The 16,970-nt window shown below is 42.8% G+C and carries 12 protein-coding genes; 6 read left to right on the top strand and 6 right to left on the bottom strand.

Annotation, left to right across the window (positions count from 1 at the left end):
* Positions 1-45: 45 nt before the first annotated feature.
* The 5 genes from rpsA to gyrA form a co-directional block, all read right to left on the bottom strand.
* Complete coding sequence (gene rpsA / locus CWC29_RS06910; RefSeq protein WP_128728182.1) at positions 46-1,713, bottom strand: 30S ribosomal protein S1; 1,668 nt, start codon at positions 1,711-1,713, stop codon at positions 46-48.
* A gap of 96 nt (positions 1,714-1,809) precedes the next feature.
* Entirely contained in the window at positions 1,810-2,526 is a 717-nt protein-coding gene (gene cmk / locus CWC29_RS06905; RefSeq protein ID WP_128728183.1) for a (d)CMP kinase, read from the bottom strand.
* A 254-nt stretch (positions 2,527-2,780) separates the two neighbouring features.
* Positions 2,781-4,061, bottom strand: coding sequence for a 3-phosphoshikimate 1-carboxyvinyltransferase (gene aroA / locus CWC29_RS06900; RefSeq protein ID WP_138522174.1), 1,281 nt, complete (start codon positions 4,059-4,061; stop codon positions 2,781-2,783).
* Positions 4,061-5,143 carry a 3-phosphoserine/phosphohydroxythreonine transaminase gene (serC, locus tag CWC29_RS06895; protein ID WP_138522176.1) on the bottom strand — a complete coding sequence of 361 codons (1,083 nt, stop codon included), beginning with the start codon at positions 5,141-5,143 and terminating at the stop codon, positions 4,061-4,063. The genes aroA and serC overlap by 1 nt, the downstream gene beginning before the upstream one ends.
* A 217-nt stretch (positions 5,144-5,360) precedes the next feature.
* On the bottom strand, positions 5,361-8,033 hold the full coding sequence (gene gyrA / locus CWC29_RS06890) for a DNA gyrase subunit A (RefSeq protein ID WP_138522178.1): 2,673 nt from the start codon (positions 8,031-8,033) through the stop codon (positions 5,361-5,363).
* A gap of 265 nt (positions 8,034-8,298) precedes the next feature.
* Between gyrA and ubiG the strand changes: the two genes are divergently transcribed.
* The 5 genes from ubiG (at position 8,299) to yfaE (ending at position 13,749) form a co-directional block, all read left to right on the top strand.
* Positions 8,299-9,009, top strand: a complete 711-nt coding sequence (gene ubiG, locus CWC29_RS06885) for a bifunctional 2-polyprenyl-6-hydroxyphenol methylase/3-demethylubiquinol 3-O-methyltransferase UbiG (RefSeq protein ID WP_128728187.1) — start codon at positions 8,299-8,301, stop codon at positions 9,007-9,009.
* Positions 9,006-9,653: an HAD family hydrolase gene (locus tag CWC29_RS06880; protein ID WP_138522180.1), complete on the top strand. Its 648-nt coding sequence runs from the start codon at positions 9,006-9,008 to the stop codon at positions 9,651-9,653. Before ubiG ends, CWC29_RS06880 begins: the two co-directional genes overlap by 4 nt.
* A gap of 355 nt (positions 9,654-10,008) precedes the next feature.
* Positions 10,009-12,294, top strand: coding sequence for a class 1a ribonucleoside-diphosphate reductase subunit alpha (gene nrdA, locus CWC29_RS06875; protein WP_138522182.1), 2,286 nt, complete (start codon positions 10,009-10,011; stop codon positions 12,292-12,294).
* Between the two features lie 52 nt (positions 12,295-12,346).
* Complete coding sequence (nrdB, locus tag CWC29_RS06870) at positions 12,347-13,477, top strand: class Ia ribonucleoside-diphosphate reductase subunit beta (protein WP_138522184.1); 1,131 nt, start codon at positions 12,347-12,349, stop codon at positions 13,475-13,477.
* Positions 13,477-13,749: a class I ribonucleotide reductase maintenance protein YfaE gene (yfaE, locus tag CWC29_RS06865; RefSeq protein WP_128728190.1), complete on the top strand. Its 273-nt coding sequence runs from the start codon at positions 13,477-13,479 to the stop codon at positions 13,747-13,749. Before nrdB ends, yfaE begins: the two co-directional genes overlap by 1 nt.
* Positions 13,750-13,811: 62 nt before the next feature.
* On the opposite strand, the gene CWC29_RS06860 is transcribed toward yfaE, so the two are convergent.
* Entirely contained in the window at positions 13,812-14,336 is a 525-nt protein-coding gene (locus CWC29_RS06860) for a YaeQ family protein (protein ID WP_128728191.1), read from the bottom strand.
* 174 nt (positions 14,337-14,510) lie between these two features.
* On the opposite strand from CWC29_RS06860, the gene CWC29_RS06855 reads away from it, so the two are divergent.
* Complete coding sequence (locus tag CWC29_RS06855) at positions 14,511-16,964, top strand: TonB-dependent receptor (RefSeq protein WP_128728192.1); 2,454 nt, start codon at positions 14,511-14,513, stop codon at positions 16,962-16,964.
* Positions 16,965-16,970: the final 6 nt, after the last annotated feature.

The raw sequence follows: 16,970 nt of genomic DNA, 5'->3' as shown, positions 1-16,970 counted from the left end.
TAAAAGGAAGGGCTAAACGCCCCTCCTAGTTTAAAGACCGATTAATTAGTCTTTTTGAGCATTTTTGAAAGCTGCAGCCATTGCGTTTTCGAACGCTGGCTCATCTTTCTTAAGCTTCTCTAGTGCTTCTTTTTCTTCAGCTTCGTAGATAGCTTTAACTGATAGGCTGATAGTACGGTTCTTACGATCAACACCTACAAATTTAGCTTCGATTTCGTCGCCTGCAGAAACAGCAGCTGTCGCGTCTTCAACACGCTCTTGTGCGATATCAGCTACACGGATGTAACCTTCAACGCCTTCGATCAGCTCAACAGTTGCGCCTTTAGCATCAACTTCAGTCACTTTACCTTTAACAATAGCACCTTTTTTGTTGGCGTCTAGGTAGTTAGTGAATGGATCAGCGTCAATTTGCTTAACGCCTAGAGAGATACGCTCACGCTCTGGGTCAACTTGTAGAACGATAGCTGTGATTTCGTCACCTTTCTTGTACTCACGTACAGCTTCTTCGCCTGGAGTGTTCCAAGAGATGTCAGATAGGTGTACAAGACCGTCGATACCGCCGTCAAGACCGATGAAGATACCGAAGTCAGTGATAGACTTGATCTTACCAGAAACTTGGTCGCCTTTGTTGTTAAGACGAGCAAACTCTTGCCAAGGATTAGCTTTACACTGCTTAAGACCTAGAGAAATACGACGACGCTCTTCGTCGATTTCAAGAACCATAACTTCAACAGTATCACCTAGTGAAACTACTTTTGAAGGGTGGATGTTCTTGTTAGTCCAATCCATTTCTGAAACGTGTACTAGACCTTCAACGCCTTCTTCGATTTCAACGAAACAGCCGTAGTCAGTTAGGTTAGTTACACGACCAGTAAGCTTAGCACCTTCTGGGTAACGACCAGCGATAGCAGCCCATGGATCTTCGCCAAGTTGCTTAAGACCTAGAGAAACACGAGTCTTCTCTTTGTCGAACTTAAGTACTTTAACGTTGATTTCGTCACCTACGTTCACGATCTCTGAAGGGTGCTTAACACGCTTCCAAGCCATGTCAGTGATGTGTAGAAGACCGTCAACACCACCTAAGTCTACGAATGCACCGTAGTCTGTAAGGTTCTTAACGATACCTTTAACTTCTTGACCTTCAACAAGGTTTTGAAGAAGCTCTTCACGCTCTTGTGAGTTCTCAGATTCAATAACAGCACGACGTGAAACAACAACGTTGTTGCGCTTCTGGTCTAGCTTGATAACTTTGAACTCTAGCTCTTTACCTTCAAGGTGAGCTGTGTCGCGAACTGGACGTACATCAACAAGTGAACCAGGTAGGAATGCACGGATTGAATCAACTTCAACTGTGAAACCGCCTTTAACTTTACCGTTGATCATACCAACAACAGTTTCGTGCTCTTCACATGCTTTCTCTAGACGGATCCATGCTTCGTGACGCTTCGCTTTCTCACGAGAAAGGATAGTTTCACCGAAACCGTCTTCAATAGCGTCAAGTGCTACATCTACTTCGTCGCCAACTGCAACTTCTAGTTCACCAGCAGCATTTTTGAATTGCTCTGCAGGGATTGCACTTTCAGACTTAAGGCCAGCATCAACAAGAACAACATTGTTCTCGATAGCGATTACTGTACCTTTAACGATTGAGCCTTGCTCAACTTCAAAACCCTGTAGGCTTTCTTCAAATAACTGCGCAAAATTTTCTGACATACTAAATACGTCTCTATAAAGTTAAATTACCAATTAGCAACCATGCTGCATGGGGTTGTTAAATAAACACTAGCTTCCTGCCTGTGTCATTAAAAATTATTTAGGTAAACAACTTTTTGGAAGCTTACCTGCCACAATGGCGTCTTGAATAAAAGACATAACCTGTTCGAATACCTGTTCAGCATTATACTCAGTTGTATCAACAACTACCGCATCGCTGGCAGGAACTAATGGGGCAACCTTGCGATTCATATCGCGATCATCGCGAGCTTTAATGTCTTCTAACAGACCACTTAGTGTAACATCATGGCCTTTCTCATTCAACTCAACAAACCGCCTGCGAGCACGTTCTTCAGCGCTTGCAGTTAAATAAATTTTAAGCTCTGCATCAGGGAACACCACTGTTCCCATATCACGTCCATCTGCAATTAAGCCAACTTCAGTTCTAAAAGCACGTTGACGTCTTAACAATGCTTCTCTGACTCGTGGTAATGCCGCAATTTTTGACGCTGCTGCGCCGACTTCTTCATTGCGAATGGTATTAGTGACATCTTCACCTTCAAGTACAATTTTACTTTTTTTAGTTTCTTTATCGATAGAAAATTGTACATCCAAATTAGCTGCAAGTGGGACCAAGCCCTCTTCGTTATCAGTTGCTATTTGGTGGTGTAATGCAGCTAACGAAAGCACGCGATAAATCGCGCCGCTATCCAACACTTCCCAATTTAATGTTTCAGCTAACAAGCGACAAACAGTTCCTTTGCCTGAACCACTTGGGCCGTCGACGGTGATAACTGGCATAGCTGCCTGCATTTAGACCTCCTAAAAATGCTCACCTGAATTTGACGGCGCATAGTATACGTCAATTTGCTGAATATATCCTTATTTACCTGTCATTTTTTGTTATATCTCAAATTATTAGTACAGCGAAAGATGCTAAATGTCAGGTGCAGACTAGCTTTGACTGAATAAAATTCAGCCAACCAAACGCGTATTTGACTTTGTTATGATTGATTATTTTAGAGAGGGCTTTAAGGTGCTGAACATCTTCAACACCTTTGATGAGATTAATACTGGCTAATGCTTTCTAACACTGAAAAATAGGTTGGGAAAGTTTTTGCCGTACATTTAGGGTCATTAATCGTTATAGCTTGACCACCTACTGCCACCATTGAAAAACACATCGCAATGCGATGGTCATTGTATGTATCTACATCCGTAAAATTAAAATTAGCCGGTGGTGTAACTTCGATAAAGTCGTGCCCTTCTACCACTTCTGCACCTACTTTCTTTAGCTCAGTCGCCATCGCAGCTAACCTATCGGTTTCTTTTACACGCCAATTGTAGATATTACGAATTGCGGTTTTACCTTTTGCGAATAGCGCTACGGTTGCAAGCGTCATCGCCGCATCGGGGATAGCATTAGCATCGATATCCACACCATTTAACTCACCTTTTCGCACAACAATACGTTCGTCATGCCAATCAATGTTTGCTCCGACTTGTTCCATCACTTGGGCAAAGCCGATATCACCTTGCACACTTTGTTTACCCACTCCCTTGATCTCAATTTCACCGCCTGCAATTGCCGCTGCAGCAATGAAATAAGAGGCAGATGATGCATCCCCTTCGACCATAAGTGTTCCAGGAGATTGATACTGCTGCCCAGCCTTTACCACAAAACGCTGGTAATCATGGTTTTCGACATGAACCCCAAAGTGCGCCATCACGCCAATGGTAATATCAATATAAGGCTTTGAAACCAGCTCACCTTTGATCGCAATATTCGTATCGCCACTAAAAAGCGGTGCAGCCATCAATAATGCAGTCAAAAACTGGCTTGAGATGCTGCCGTCAATCTCAACTTCTCCACCAGCAAGTTGCTTACCTGCAATTTTTAACGGCGGGTAGTCTTTGTTTTTGAGATATTGAATATCTGCACCAAGCGTTTGCATGGCATCAACAAGATGGCCAATTGGGCGCTCTTCCATTCGCGGCTCACCAATCAGTTCATAATCACCGGATATAGCAGCAAGCACAGCAGTTAATGGCCGATACGCAGTACCAGCATTGCCTAAAAATAACGGCTCAACGGGGGAAATAAAGTTGCCACCATTTCCTTTGACAAGTGCCACCGTGTTGTCGTCTTCTAGCGTCACTTCAACGCCTAATTGAGACAGTGCACCTAACATATGGCGGATGTCATCGCTATCCAATAAGTTCGTCACTTTTGTCGTGCCTTCGCACAATGCCGCAAGCAACAAAATACGATTTGATAAGCTTTTAGAGCCAGGTAGCGTTACACTGCCACCGACTTTAGTAATAGGCTTGAGGGTCAACTGTTCCATCAACTGTTCTCCCGTGCGAATTTATCCATAAATGCAACTAACGCTTTTATCCCTTCAATTGGCATAGCGTTATAGATGCTTGCACGCATACCGCCGACAAAACGGTGGCCCTCAAGTGCAATTAAACCGTTTTGTTCTGCCTCTGCCAAAAATTTTGCATTTAGGCTGTCATCGTTTAACCAAAATGGTACGTTCATTAACGAGCGACAATGTTTTGCAACTTTGTTTGAATAGAAGCCAGAGCCATCGATGTAATCGTACAAAATGGCCGCTTTTTCTTGATTGTGCGCTTCCATGGCTTTAACACCACCAATGCTTTCAAGATACTTGAATACCTCAAACGCTAGATACCATGCAAATGTCGGTGGTGTGTTGTACATGCTTTGCTGATCAGCCTCAATGGCGTAATCAAGAATGGCAGGTCTTGGCAACCCTTCACGCTTCAATAACGTCTTACGCACAATAGCGATACTTAGCCCTGAAGGACCGATATTTTTTTGCGCACCAGCATAAATCAAATCAAAGTCATTGACGTTAATCTCACGAGATAAAATATTGGAAGACATATCCGCTACAATCGGTGCGCTTGAATGTTTTGGAACGTCAAATATTTCGATACCGTCGATAGTTTCGTTTGGACAATAGTGAATAAATGAAGCGTTCTCTGGTAGCTTCCACTCAGAGACAGGTAAAATATCGAATTGACCATTTTCGTCAGTACGAATATTAATTGCATGCGTTTGCGTAAACTTCCCACCTTCTTTTGTCGCGCCAGTAGACCAGATACCGTTTTCGATATATACACCTGGTACACCATCTACATGTAGATTTAGCGGTACAGCAGCAAAGTGACCACGACCACCGCCATGCATAAACAACACTTCAAATTCATCAGAGATATTCATCAAACGACGTAAGCTGGCCTCGCACTGCTTCGCCATCTCCAAATAAGGCGCTGAGCGATGGCTGACTTCCATCACCGACACGCCTAAATTTTGCCAATCTAAAAATTCTTTTTGCGCTTTCTTCATAACTTCAACAGGTAACATCGCAGGACCCGCGCAAAAATTATAAACCGTCATATTTTTCCTCATTCCTAATAAACTAGCCCATCCAAATTATAGACGAATTGTTATCATATTTTTTGAATGAACAGTGAGTTGCCCAAGCAAAAGCTGGATAGTTCGTAGCCTTAATTTATCAGGGTTCGAGCTATTGTCATAGAGGGATAGATTGAAAAAACTGACATAAAGAAAAAAAGCGACCGAAGTCGCTTTTTATATTACAGATAAGATTGTGCTATTCTTCTGTGTCTGAATCAACTGCTGGTGTCGCTTCACCCTCAGCCTCAACAATTTCACCCTCAGGCAACTCGTCCACTTCAATTTCTTCGATGCGTTGAAGACCAACTACCTTTTCTTCTTCCATTGTACGGATCAGAATAACACCTTGAGTGTTACGGCCTACCGTAGAAACTTCGTTTACACGCGTTCTAACTAGTGTACCACGGTTTGATATCAGCATGATTTCATCGTTGTCATCAACTTGAACCGCGCCGACCACAGAACCATTTCTTTCAGTTACTTTGATTGACACAACACCTTGTGTTGCACGGCTCTTCGCTGGGTACTCTTCAAGCGGCGTACGCTTACCATAACCATTTTCAGTTACGGTCAAGATTGCACCATCGCCTTGTGGTACGATTAGTGATACCACTTTCACGTCATCTGGCATCTTGATACCACGAACACCTGTTGCTGTGCGACCCATCGGACGTAACGCCAACATTTCTTCGCCAGTTTCAGGATCACGCTTCACTTCACCTGTTTCTGAATCTCGCTGCTTCTCATTAAAGCGCACAACTTTACCATGCTCAGTAAATAGCATGATGTCATTTTCACCTGTGGTAATGTTAGCACCGATCAGGCTATCGCCTTCGTTCAAGTTGATAGCAATAATACCACTTGCACGCTGACGACTGTATGCTGTCAGAGGTGTTTTCTTAACGATACCACTTGCCGTCGCCATGACGATAAACTTATCTTCTTCGTATTCACGAACTGGTAAAATTGTCGTAATACGCTCATCAGCTTCGAGTGGTAACAAGTTAACAATTGGCTTACCGCGCGCAGCACGTGATGCAAGCGGCAGCTGGTAAACTTTCAACCAATACAAACGGCCAGAAGTTGAGAAACAAAGAATTGTATCGTGAGTATTTGCAACGAGTAGACGTTCGATAAAGTCTTCATCTTTCATCTTAGTTGCAGATCGCCCTTTACCACCACGACGCTGAGCTTCGTAATCGCTTAGAGGTTGATACTTCACATAACCTTCGTGAGAAAGCGTAACGACAACGTCTTCTTCGTTGATCAAATCTTCTAAACTAATATCGTGCGCAGCAGCAGTGATCTCTGTGCGACGCTCATCACCATACGTTTCTTTGATTTCAACTAACTCATCGCGGATCACTTCCATCAAACGCTCTGGAGTAGAAAGGATGTACAGTAGCTCAGCGATTAAATCGAGCAGTTCTTTGTATTCTGCTAGAATTTTCTCGTGCTCAAGACCCGTTAATTTGTGTAGTCTTAAGTCTAGAATTGCTTGGGCTTGTTGCTCAGACAAATAGTACTGACCATCACGGATCCCTAATTCTTCCGCTAACCAGTCCGGACGCGCAACATTTTCTTCGCCAGTGCGCTCAAGCATTGATTTAACGTTACCAAGATCCCAAGCTCGTGCGGTTAGCGCTGCTTTTGCTTCTGCTGGTGTTGGTGACTTACGAATAAGCTCAATGATTGGGTCAATATTGGCTAGCGCAATTGCGAGGCCTTCAAGCGTATGCGCTCTGTCTCTCGCCTTACGCAGGTCAAATACAGTACGACGCGTTACGACTTCACGACGGTGAATAATAAACGCATCAAGCATTTCTTTCAGGTTGAAACACTTAGGCTGGTTATTATCTAGTGCAACCATATTGATGCCAAACACAGTTTGTAGTTGTGTTTGAGCGTATAGGTTGTTTAGTACAACTTCACCTACTTCACCACGCTTGATCTCAATAACGATACGCATACCGTCTTTATCCGACTCATCGCGTAGTGCACTGATCCCTTCAACCTTTTTATCTTTAACAAGCTCTGCAATCTTTTCGATTAGTCTTGCTTTGTTAACTTGGTAAGGAATTTCATGAACGATGATAGTTTCTTTGCCAGTCTTCTCATCAACTTCGATTTCAGCTTTCGCACGGATGTAGATCTTACCACGGCCTGTTTTATAGGCTTGTTCGATGCCATTCTTACCGCTAATAATGGCGGCTGTCGGGAAATCTGGACCCGGAATATAGTCGATTAACTCTTCAATAGTGATGTCTGGATTCTGGATCACAGCCAAACAGCCATTGATCACCTCGGTTAAGTTGTGAGGCGGAATATTGGTCGCCATACCAACCGCGATACCAGATGAACCATTCACCAATAAGTTAGGCACTTTAGTTGGTAACACATCTGGAATTTGCTCTGTACCATCGTAGTTTGGTACATAATCAACGGTTTCTTTTTCAAGGTCAGCAAGTAACTCGTGAGCGACTTTCGCCATACGTACTTCGGTATAACGCATCGCAGCTGCAGAGTCACCATCGACAGAACCAAAGTTACCTTGTCCATCTACGAGCATGTAGCGTAGAGAGAAAGGCTGAGCCATACGTACAATAGTATCGTAAACCGCGCTATCACCATGCGGGTGGTATTTACCGATTACGTCACCAACTACACGAGCTGACTTTTTATATGGTTTGTTCCAGTCATTTTTAAGTTCATTCATCGCGAACAATACACGACGGTGAACTGGCTTTAGGCCGTCACGTACGTCAGGTAATGCACGACCTACGATTACACTCATTGCATAATCTAGGTATGAATTTTTTAATTCATCTTCGATATTGACTGGCAGGATTTCATTGGCGAGATCAGGCATTTGACTCCACTTTCCTTCAGTGTCCACCCCTTTTGTGTCACACTACAACTTGTGTTGAGATGCTATCTGAATATCAAATTGCTTTTTCTGCTGAAGCGCCAATTAAACGCGCTTCGAAAAATAGCCGAATTGCCTCAGAGTATCAGCGGGGGCTTTGTTTATTATAAAATTCGTCAAGCATGCTAACACACTTTTTACCGTTTTACAGGTGCTATTTTTATCTAATCCCCTTTATAATGCGCTCAATTCGACGAGGAAGTTTTTTATGACCGAACATCAAAATGTAGACCCTAATGAAATCGCTAAATTTGAAGAAATAGCAGAGCGCTGGTGGGACCGAGAGGGAGAATTCAAACCATTACACGATATTAACCCATTGAGATTGGACTTTATTAACGATAAATGTGAAGGCCTATTTGCAAAAACAGTATTGGATGTCGGTTGTGGTGGTGGGATTTTAACAGAAAGCATGGCTAAGCTGGGCGCAAATGCAACCGGTATCGATATGGGACAAGAACCGCTCAATGTCGCAAAACTTCACGCGCTAGAGGTCGGCGTTAAAGTAGACTATCAAAAAGTGCCAGTAGAAGAATTCGCAGCCTTGCACCATGGCGAATTCGATGTAGTAACTTGCATGGAAATGTTAGAACACGTACCAGATCCAGAATCCATTATTCGTTCTGTCTCACAATTAGTTAAGCCCGGCGGTCATGTATTTTTTTCTACCTTAAACAAGACCACAAAAGCGTATTTACTGGCTATTGTCGCTGCTGAAAAACTGCTTAAAATGGTTCCTGAAGGCACGCATGAGCATGATAAGTTTATTCGCCCGTCTACCTTAATAGCTTGGGCTGAAAAGTACGACCTCAAAGTTAGAGCGGCAACAGGGATTAACTACAACCCTATCGGCAAAACATTTACCTTAACTAAAGACGTTTCGGTTAACTACATTCTACACTTCGAGAAGCTAGTATGATCCAAGCGGTACTATTTGATCTAGACGGCACCTTGCTGGATACCAGTGATGACTTGGGAGCTGCACTAAACCACGTTTTAACTGCTAACAAAATGCCTACTGTCGGCAAACAGGTATATAGCAGTGCGATTTCAAACGGCGTAGCAGCGATGTTGCAAGTAGGGTTTGGTGAGTCATTACAGCGCTACGATACTCAGGTATTACGTCAGGGGGTACTCGATTACTACCTTGCGAACCTGTCAGTACATTCCCAATGCTTTGCGCAGATTGGTGCGTTATTAGCGGCACTTGCAGAAAAAGAGATTCAGGTTGGGATCATGACAAACAAACCTGAGTTTTTAACACTTCCGCTACTAAAGCAGATCCCTGAACTTGCAAAGATCGAGACAGTAGTATGCGGAGATACACTGGCGGTGGCCAAGCCTCATCCAGAGCCTTTACTGTTAGTGGCATCAAAATTGGGGGTCTCACCTGAGCAGTGTATTTATGTTGGCGACGCTGAGCGAGATATTATTGCTGCGAAATCTGCAAAAATGATTAGTGCAGCAGCAATGTGGGGGTTCATTCCATCTGAAGCCGAAGCAAAGTCTTGGCATGCGGATCTCTATCTTACTAACCCATTAGACACGCTATCGCATATTTAGTGTTGATAGAAAAATAAAACACCATATATTGTGTTTTTGCTATAATAGATACGAATTTGTGTAGAAAAAAATCAGTTAGAATTTTTTTTTATTTTTGCTGAAAAGCGTCATCTTTCTGTTGATTTTTCTTTGTGAGCAGATAAGTGGATTGTCATAGGTTAGTGGATACTTACATAAGTAAATTATCCCAAACTTATCCACAATTCTGCCCGAGTTGTTCTCTTGCAAATTCACGTCAACCCCACTATCTTGTGATCCCTAGCCACTAGGGCACCATATATAGTGGTGGTTTGCTAAACAATTTTATATTCGTGCGATATCTAAAGCGCGTTCCTAAGGAATACAGGCACATAACATGAACCAACAGCTATCTGTATGCAAAAGAAACGGTCGCAAAGAACCGTTAGATCTAGATAAGATCCATCGTGTCATTACATGGGCGGCAGAAGGCCTAGATAACGTCTCAGTTTCTCAGGTTGAATTAAAGTCACACATCCAGTTTTATGACGGTATTCGTACTGGTGATATCCACGAAACGATTATTAAAGCTGCAGCCGATCTGATCTCAAAAGAGTCTCCAGATTATCAGTATCTAGCCGCTCGTTTGGCTATTTTCCACTTGCGTAAGAAAGCCTATGGCTGTTTTGAGCCGCCGCACTTACACGACCATGTGGTAAAGCTGGTTGAAGACAAGCGCTATGATCAGCATCTTCTTACCGATTACACAAAAGAAGAGTTTGATGAGCTAAACAACTACATCGATCATAGCCGAGATATGAACTTCAGCTATGCAGCTGTTAAGCAGTTGGAAGGTAAATACCTTGTACAAAACCGCGTAACAGGTGAGATCTACGAAAGTGCTCAGTTCTTATATGTTCTTGTAGCTGCTAGCCTGTTTGCAAACTACCCGAAAGAAACGCGTCTAGATTACATAAAGCGATTCTACGATGCAGTTTCAACATTCAAAATTTCATTACCTACGCCAATTATGGCGGGTGTTCGTACGCCGACACGTCAGTTTAGCTCATGTGTACTTATAGAATGTGCTGATAGCCTAGATTCAATCAACGCAACTTCTTCTGCGATTGTAAAATACGTCAGTCAGCGCGCTGGTATCGGTATTAACGCTGGTCGTATTCGTGCGCTAGGTAGCCCAATCAGAAATGGTGAAGCGTATCACACAGGATGTATTCCGTTTTATAAGCACTTCCAAACGGCTGTTAAAAGCTGTTCTCAAGGTGGTGTACGTGGTGGCGCAGCGACCCTATTCTACCCGCTTTGGCATCTTGAAGTTGAAAACCTATTAGTACTAAAAAATAACCGTGGTGTTGAAGAGAACCGTGTGCGTCATTTGGATTATGGCGTGCAGTTCAACAAAACCATGTATAGCCGCCTAATTAAAGACGACTATATCACGCTATTTAGTCCATCAGATGTGCCTGGTCTTTACGACGCATTCTTTGAAGACCAAGATAAATTCGAAGAACTGTATGTTAAGTACGAGCAAGATGAGTCTATCCGTAAGAAACGCATTAAAGCGATTGAGTTATTCTCAATGTTTGCGCAAGAACGTGCGAGCACTGGTCGTATTTATCTACAAAACGTTGATCACTGTAATACACACAGTCCGTTTGACTCTAAGGTTGCACCGATCCGCCAGTCAAACCTATGTCTTGAAATTGCACTACCGACTAAGCCTCTAAGCCACGTAAACGACCCTGAAGGTGAAATTGCACTATGTACGCTTTCCGCATTTAACTTGGGTGCCATCAAGTCTCTAGACGAGTTAGAAGAGTTAGCAGAGCTTGCGGTTCGCGCACTTGATAACTTATTAGACTATCAAGACTACCCCGTACCTGCTGCGTACAATGCAACGATGGGACGCCGTACACTAGGTATCGGTGTGATTAACTTTGCTTATTATCTTGCAAAGAATGGCGTTAAGTACTCCGACGGTAGCGCTAACGGCCTAACACATAAAACATTTGAAGCCATTCAATACTATCTGATGAAAGCTTCGAATGAATTGGCAAAAGAGCGCGGCGCTTGTCCTAAATTTAACGAAACGACGTACTCACAAGGTATTATGCCAATAGATACTTATAAGCGTGACCTTGATAAAGTATGCGAAGAGCCATTGCATCTGGATTGGGATTCACTAAGAGCAAGTATCCAAGAACACGGTATGCGCAACTCAACGTTGTCTGCCTTGATGCCATCTGAAACATCATCACAAATTTCAAACGCAACAAACGGTATCGAACCACCTCGTGGTCATATCAGTGTTAAAGCGAGTAAAGATGGTATCTTGAAGCAAGTAGTACCAGAGTACGACCGCCTCAAAGATAACTATGAGCTACTTTGGGATATTCCATCTAACGATGGTTACCTTGCATTAGTTGGTATTATGCAAAAGTTCATCGATCAAACTATCTCTGCAAATACCAATTATGATCCAAGTAAGTTTGAAGCGGGTAAAGTTCCTATGAAGCTATTGCTAAAAGACTTACTCACCGCATACAAACTTGGTGTTAAAACGCTTTACTACCATAACACCCGTGACGGTGCTTCAGATGCTCAAGATGAGTTAAAACCAGAAGCAGAAGACGATGGTTGTGAAGGCGGCGCTTGTAAGATATAACTTTTATGCGGGTGGTCTTCACCCGCTTTTTTAGGTATTGAGTAACACATTTATGGCATATTCTACGTTTAGCAGAAATCATAACGACCAATTAAAAGAACCGATGTTTTTTGGACAGACTGTTAATGTATCTCGCTACGACCAACAGAAGTTTCCTATTTTCGAAAAGCTAATTGAAAAGCAACTATCGTTTTTCTGGCGTCCAGAAGAAGTAGACGTAAGTAAAGATAGGTTGGACTTTCAGGCACTTCCTGAGCACGAAAGACATATCTTTTTGAGCAACCTAAAATATCAAACATTGCTAGACAGTGTTCAAGGCCGCTCTCCAAACGTTGCGCTTTTACCGATTGTCTCCATTCCTGAGCTTGAAACCTGGATCGAAACTTGGGCATTTAGTGAAACTATTCACAGTCGCTCTTACACTCACATTATTCGTAATGTAACGCAAAATCCAGAATTGATCTTTGATGACATCGTGGGCAATGACAAAATTGTTGAACGTGCGGATGCAGTTACCAAGTACTACGACGAACTGATTGAAAAAGTAAGCCTTTACAATCAGTACGGCGAAGGCAAACATGAAATTAACGGCACAACGGTCGTCATTAACTTGTTTGAACTTAAAAAGCTCCTATATCTTTGCATCATGTCTGTAAACATCTTAGAAGCAATCCGTTTCTACGTAAGTTTTGCCTGTTCGTTTGCTTTTGCTGAGCGCGAGCTTATGGAAGGTAATGCGAAAATCATCAAGCTAATCGCACGTGATGAAGCGCTACATCTGTCTGGTACACAGCACATGCTGAATATCATGCAAGAAGGTAAAGATGATCCTGAAATGTCTATCGTGGCAGCGCAATGTCGTGAAGAAGCAATTAAGATGTTTATTGAGGCCGCTGAGCAGGAAAAAGAATGGGCTGAGTATCTATTTAAAGACGGTTCGATGATCGGTCTGAACAAAGATATCTTGTGTCAATACGTCGAGTACATCACAAATATTCGTATGTCAGCAGTTGGTTTACCAACGCAATTCGAAACTAAATCAAACCCTATTCCGTGGATCAATGCTTGGCTTGTGTCTGACAATGTTCAGGTTGCACCACAGGAAGCAGAGATCAGCTCATACCTTGTTGGACAAATCGACTCTGAAGTCGATGCCTCTGACTTTGGCGACTTCGACCTGTAATGGTTGAAAAGCCACCCTTCCTAATTCAGGTTGAGAATATTGAGGAGCCACTGGAATATGTGGCTTCTTCGTCTTCGATACTCGAAACCCTTGAAGCCGCAAATATTGAAGTCCCCTATCAATGCCGCGAGGGTTTTTGCGGCGCCTGCCGCGCCAAGCTCATCGAAGGGCAAACACAATACGCGAACGAGCCACTTGCTTTTGTGAGAGATGGAGAAATTTTATTGTGCTGTAGCAGACCCACAAGCCATATTAAAATAGAGTTGCCCTAGATAGCATGAATTCAAAAGAATACTTTGTTCTCTAGCCGTAGCCGTTGTCCCTTATCACTGCGTTAAATCAGCTTGGTAATTTGAGCACGAATATAGTGCTCGTTATCAGTAATACTCAGCGCCCCATTTTCAAGAATCACATCCCAATGCAAACTTCGTGTCAGCATTTCACACAAATCAGCCACAAAAACAGCGGGAATACTAAACACAGATAGCGAACCAATAAACTGTAACTGCACTCGACGCTCTTCAAACCATTGCTCACCGTCGGCACACAACACCACGACCTTAGTATAAAGCTTTTCATACTTAAGTATCTCTTCAACCTCGTAAGTGCCAATAAACAAAGCGACTTCAATTTGTTCGTTTTCATCTTCGAGCCATACATCGGGCCAATACTTTTTCTCCGTCTTACTCCACTTTGCAGGCTTATCAAAAGACAGCGCACAGATCCCGAGCAATTTCATCGCAAAGTGTTCGCTACTTTCTTTTGACAACATAGCTGTAGTAAAAACTTCTTCATGATGGCTATGATGAAATAAGTCAGCAACCTTAATCCTTGCCTTGAAAACAAATGGCTTGTTCATAATGTTGTGCCCATTTTGACTTATTCCTTAACTATAGCTGCAATTCCAATTTCAACAACACCCAAGTTATAGTATAACGTTATTGATCCACTATATTTGTAGTGTTATATTATCACCCTAGTTGCCAAATAGGCTCACTCGTTCAATACATAATCTAACTCGTGGTAATAAAATATGTTTAAGCAGTCTCTTATCGCCAGCGCATTAATTTCAATTATCGGTGCAGCGCCAGCTTATGCTGCACAACTAACAGGTAAAGTTGTTGACGCAAACAACCAACCACTTAGTAATGTAACCATCCACCTACATGGCAAAAGCAAGTCAGTTAAATCAGATAAGAATGGCCAATTTACCATTGAAATAGATGCTGATTCTCAATTACACGTTACTAAGCCTAATTATCTTGATAAGCGTGTAGATGTAGATGAAGCCCAAGGATTTGTTCGAGTCGAATTAAAACCAACATCTGTCGAAAGCATTGTTGTTTACTCTTCTGCTCTACACAAAAATAACATGGAAATGACTTCTCCTGTCAGTGTGTTAAGTGGTGATGAGTTAAAAAATCATGCAAAACCAACGCTAGGTGAAACACTAAAAGGCCAACCTGGGATCAATGCCAGCTATTTTGGTCCGGTTAGTTCAAGTCCTATTATCCGTGGTTTAGATGGTCCTCGCGTAAAAATTACGCAAAATGGTTTAGACAGTAGCGACGCCTCGCGCGTTGGTCCGGATCACGCAAACACTAATGATTCGCTAGCCGCGCAGCAAATTGAAGTGCTAAGGGGCCCTGCAACCCTACTCTACGGCTCAGGTGCAATCGGTGGGGTGGTTAATGTCGTTGATAATCGTATTCCTACTGACGTAATCGATAGCCTCCAGGGCGCTGCCGACTACAGCCATGATACCAACTCAAATACCAATACCTTTGCGATGTTATTAGAATCCGGCTTTGACGGCTTTAACTTCCATTTCGATGGCGTTAAGCGTAAAGGTGGTGATTATGAAACCCCAAATTTTGCACTGCCGCACGACGAACATGAAGAACACGAGCATGAACATGAAGGCGAAGATCATGCCCACGAAGCAGAAGAACATGAAACAGAGTACGCCAATCGCGTCGACAATACCTTTATCGACTCCGAGCAATTTAATTTAGGTACAAGTTATGTTGGCGATCATCTGACTGTTGGTTTCTCTTATGGCCGTGTTGATACGGACTATGGCATACCCGCTCACTCTCATATTGGTCATGACCATGATCACGAACATGAAGACGAAGGACATGACCACGAAGAAGAATCCGTATTTGCTCGAGTAAAGCAAGATCGTTGGCAAGGGCTTGTAAATTATGCAGTACATAGTGATTGGCTTGAATCTATTGGTCTACGCGTGGGTTACACAGATTATGAACACGCTGAAATTGAAGATGGAAACATTGGCACTGTATTTGAAAATGATACAACTGAGTTACGCTTAACGGCGGAACACCGCTTAGGAGAGTGGCACGGCACTGTTGGTTATCATTTCTCCGACAGCGATTACGCCGCAAACGGTGCAGAAGCTTTCACGCCATCGACCAATACCAAAACGCACGCACTTTATATCCTTGAAGAACGTCGTTTTGGAGACTTCACACTTGAGTTAGGTGCTCGTATTGAAGACTACCAGTTATCAAGCAAAGGTAATCAACTGAAAGCGTACGAAGAAGATCATGACCACGAAGGTGAACACGACCATGATCACGACCACGACCATGGTGGAAACTTAGATAATGGGTTTATTTCTTATGACCTGGAAATGACTAATCTAAGCTTATCCATTGGCGGTGTATACGACTTTGTTGAAGGTCAAAACGTTGCCGTTTCACTATCTCGCTCAGAGCGCGCACCATTAACCGCCGAGTTGCTTTCAAATGGCATTCATATCGCAACAAGCACCTATGAACTAGGACTTGGTTATAAGCTAGAAGGCGATCATTTACACTTTGAGCCACAAGATATTGAACAAGAAACATCAAACAACTTAGACATCAGCTTTAGAAAGTTCTCAGGTGACTTTGGTTATACCGTTAACTTCTTCTACAACGACATCGAAAACTTCTACTATCAGGCATTAACAGACTATATCTATAGTCCAGAGCACGGTTTAGAAGTGGCAGATCATGAACATGAAGGCGCTGTTCCAGTGTTTAAGTTTGAAAGCAGTGACGCCAAACTATATGGTCTTGAGTTTGATGCCCATTACAAATTAAGCAACTTTGCACGCGTTAAAGTGTTTGGTGACTCACTAACAGCGAAGTTAGATAACGACGAATATTTACCACGTATCCCAAGCAACAAGCTAGGTCTTGATTACAAACACAGTTACGAGAACTTAACAGCTAATTTCACGGTGACGCATTACTTCAAGCAAGACAACATCGCAAGCTATGAAAGTGAAACTAAAGGCTACACGTTAGTGGATATGTCGTTTAACTATGACTTTGAGTTTATGGGCAGTGACATAGTTGGTTATGTTAACCTTGATAACCTAACAGATGAGCTAGGCTTTGTGCATAGCTCGTTTATTAAAGAGCAAGCTCCACTTCCAGGTCGTAATATCAAGCTTGGTATCAGAGGCTACTTTTAATACCGA

The organism is Pseudoalteromonas galatheae (genome assembly GCF_005886105.2).
GTDB classification, from domain to species: Bacteria; Pseudomonadota; Gammaproteobacteria; order Enterobacterales; family Alteromonadaceae; genus Pseudoalteromonas; species Pseudoalteromonas galatheae.
Note: the sequence above shows the minus strand (reverse complement) of the source record. Positions and strands in the feature narration are given on the sequence as shown.

Excerpts from the sequence above, each read along its gene's own strand:
- rpsA (WP_128728182.1), bottom strand. The coding sequence starts at position 1,713 with ATGTCAGAAAATTTTGCGCAGTTATTTGAAGAAAGCCTACAGGGTTTT.
- cmk (WP_128728183.1), bottom strand. The coding sequence starts at position 2,526 with ATGCAGGCAGCTATGCCAGTTATCACCGTCGACGGCCCAAGTGGTTCA.
- aroA (WP_138522174.1), bottom strand. The coding sequence starts at position 4,061 with ATGGAACAGTTGACCCTCAAGCCTATTACTAAAGTCGGTGGCAGTGTA.
- serC (WP_138522176.1), bottom strand. The coding sequence starts at position 5,143 with ATGACGGTTTATAATTTTTGCGCGGGTCCTGCGATGTTACCTGTTGAA.
- gyrA (WP_138522178.1), bottom strand. The coding sequence starts at position 8,033 with ATGCCTGATCTCGCCAATGAAATCCTGCCAGTCAATATCGAAGATGAA.
- ubiG (WP_128728187.1), top strand. The coding sequence starts at position 8,299 with ATGACCGAACATCAAAATGTAGACCCTAATGAAATCGCTAAATTTGAA.
- CWC29_RS06880 (WP_138522180.1), top strand. The coding sequence starts at position 9,006 with ATGATCCAAGCGGTACTATTTGATCTAGACGGCACCTTGCTGGATACC.
- nrdA (WP_138522182.1), top strand. The coding sequence starts at position 10,009 with ATGAACCAACAGCTATCTGTATGCAAAAGAAACGGTCGCAAAGAACCG.
- nrdB (WP_138522184.1), top strand. The coding sequence starts at position 12,347 with ATGGCATATTCTACGTTTAGCAGAAATCATAACGACCAATTAAAAGAA.
- yfaE (WP_128728190.1), top strand. The coding sequence starts at position 13,477 with ATGGTTGAAAAGCCACCCTTCCTAATTCAGGTTGAGAATATTGAGGAG.
- CWC29_RS06860 (WP_128728191.1), bottom strand. The coding sequence starts at position 14,336 with ATGAACAAGCCATTTGTTTTCAAGGCAAGGATTAAGGTTGCTGACTTA.
- CWC29_RS06855 (WP_128728192.1), top strand. The coding sequence starts at position 14,511 with ATGTTTAAGCAGTCTCTTATCGCCAGCGCATTAATTTCAATTATCGGT.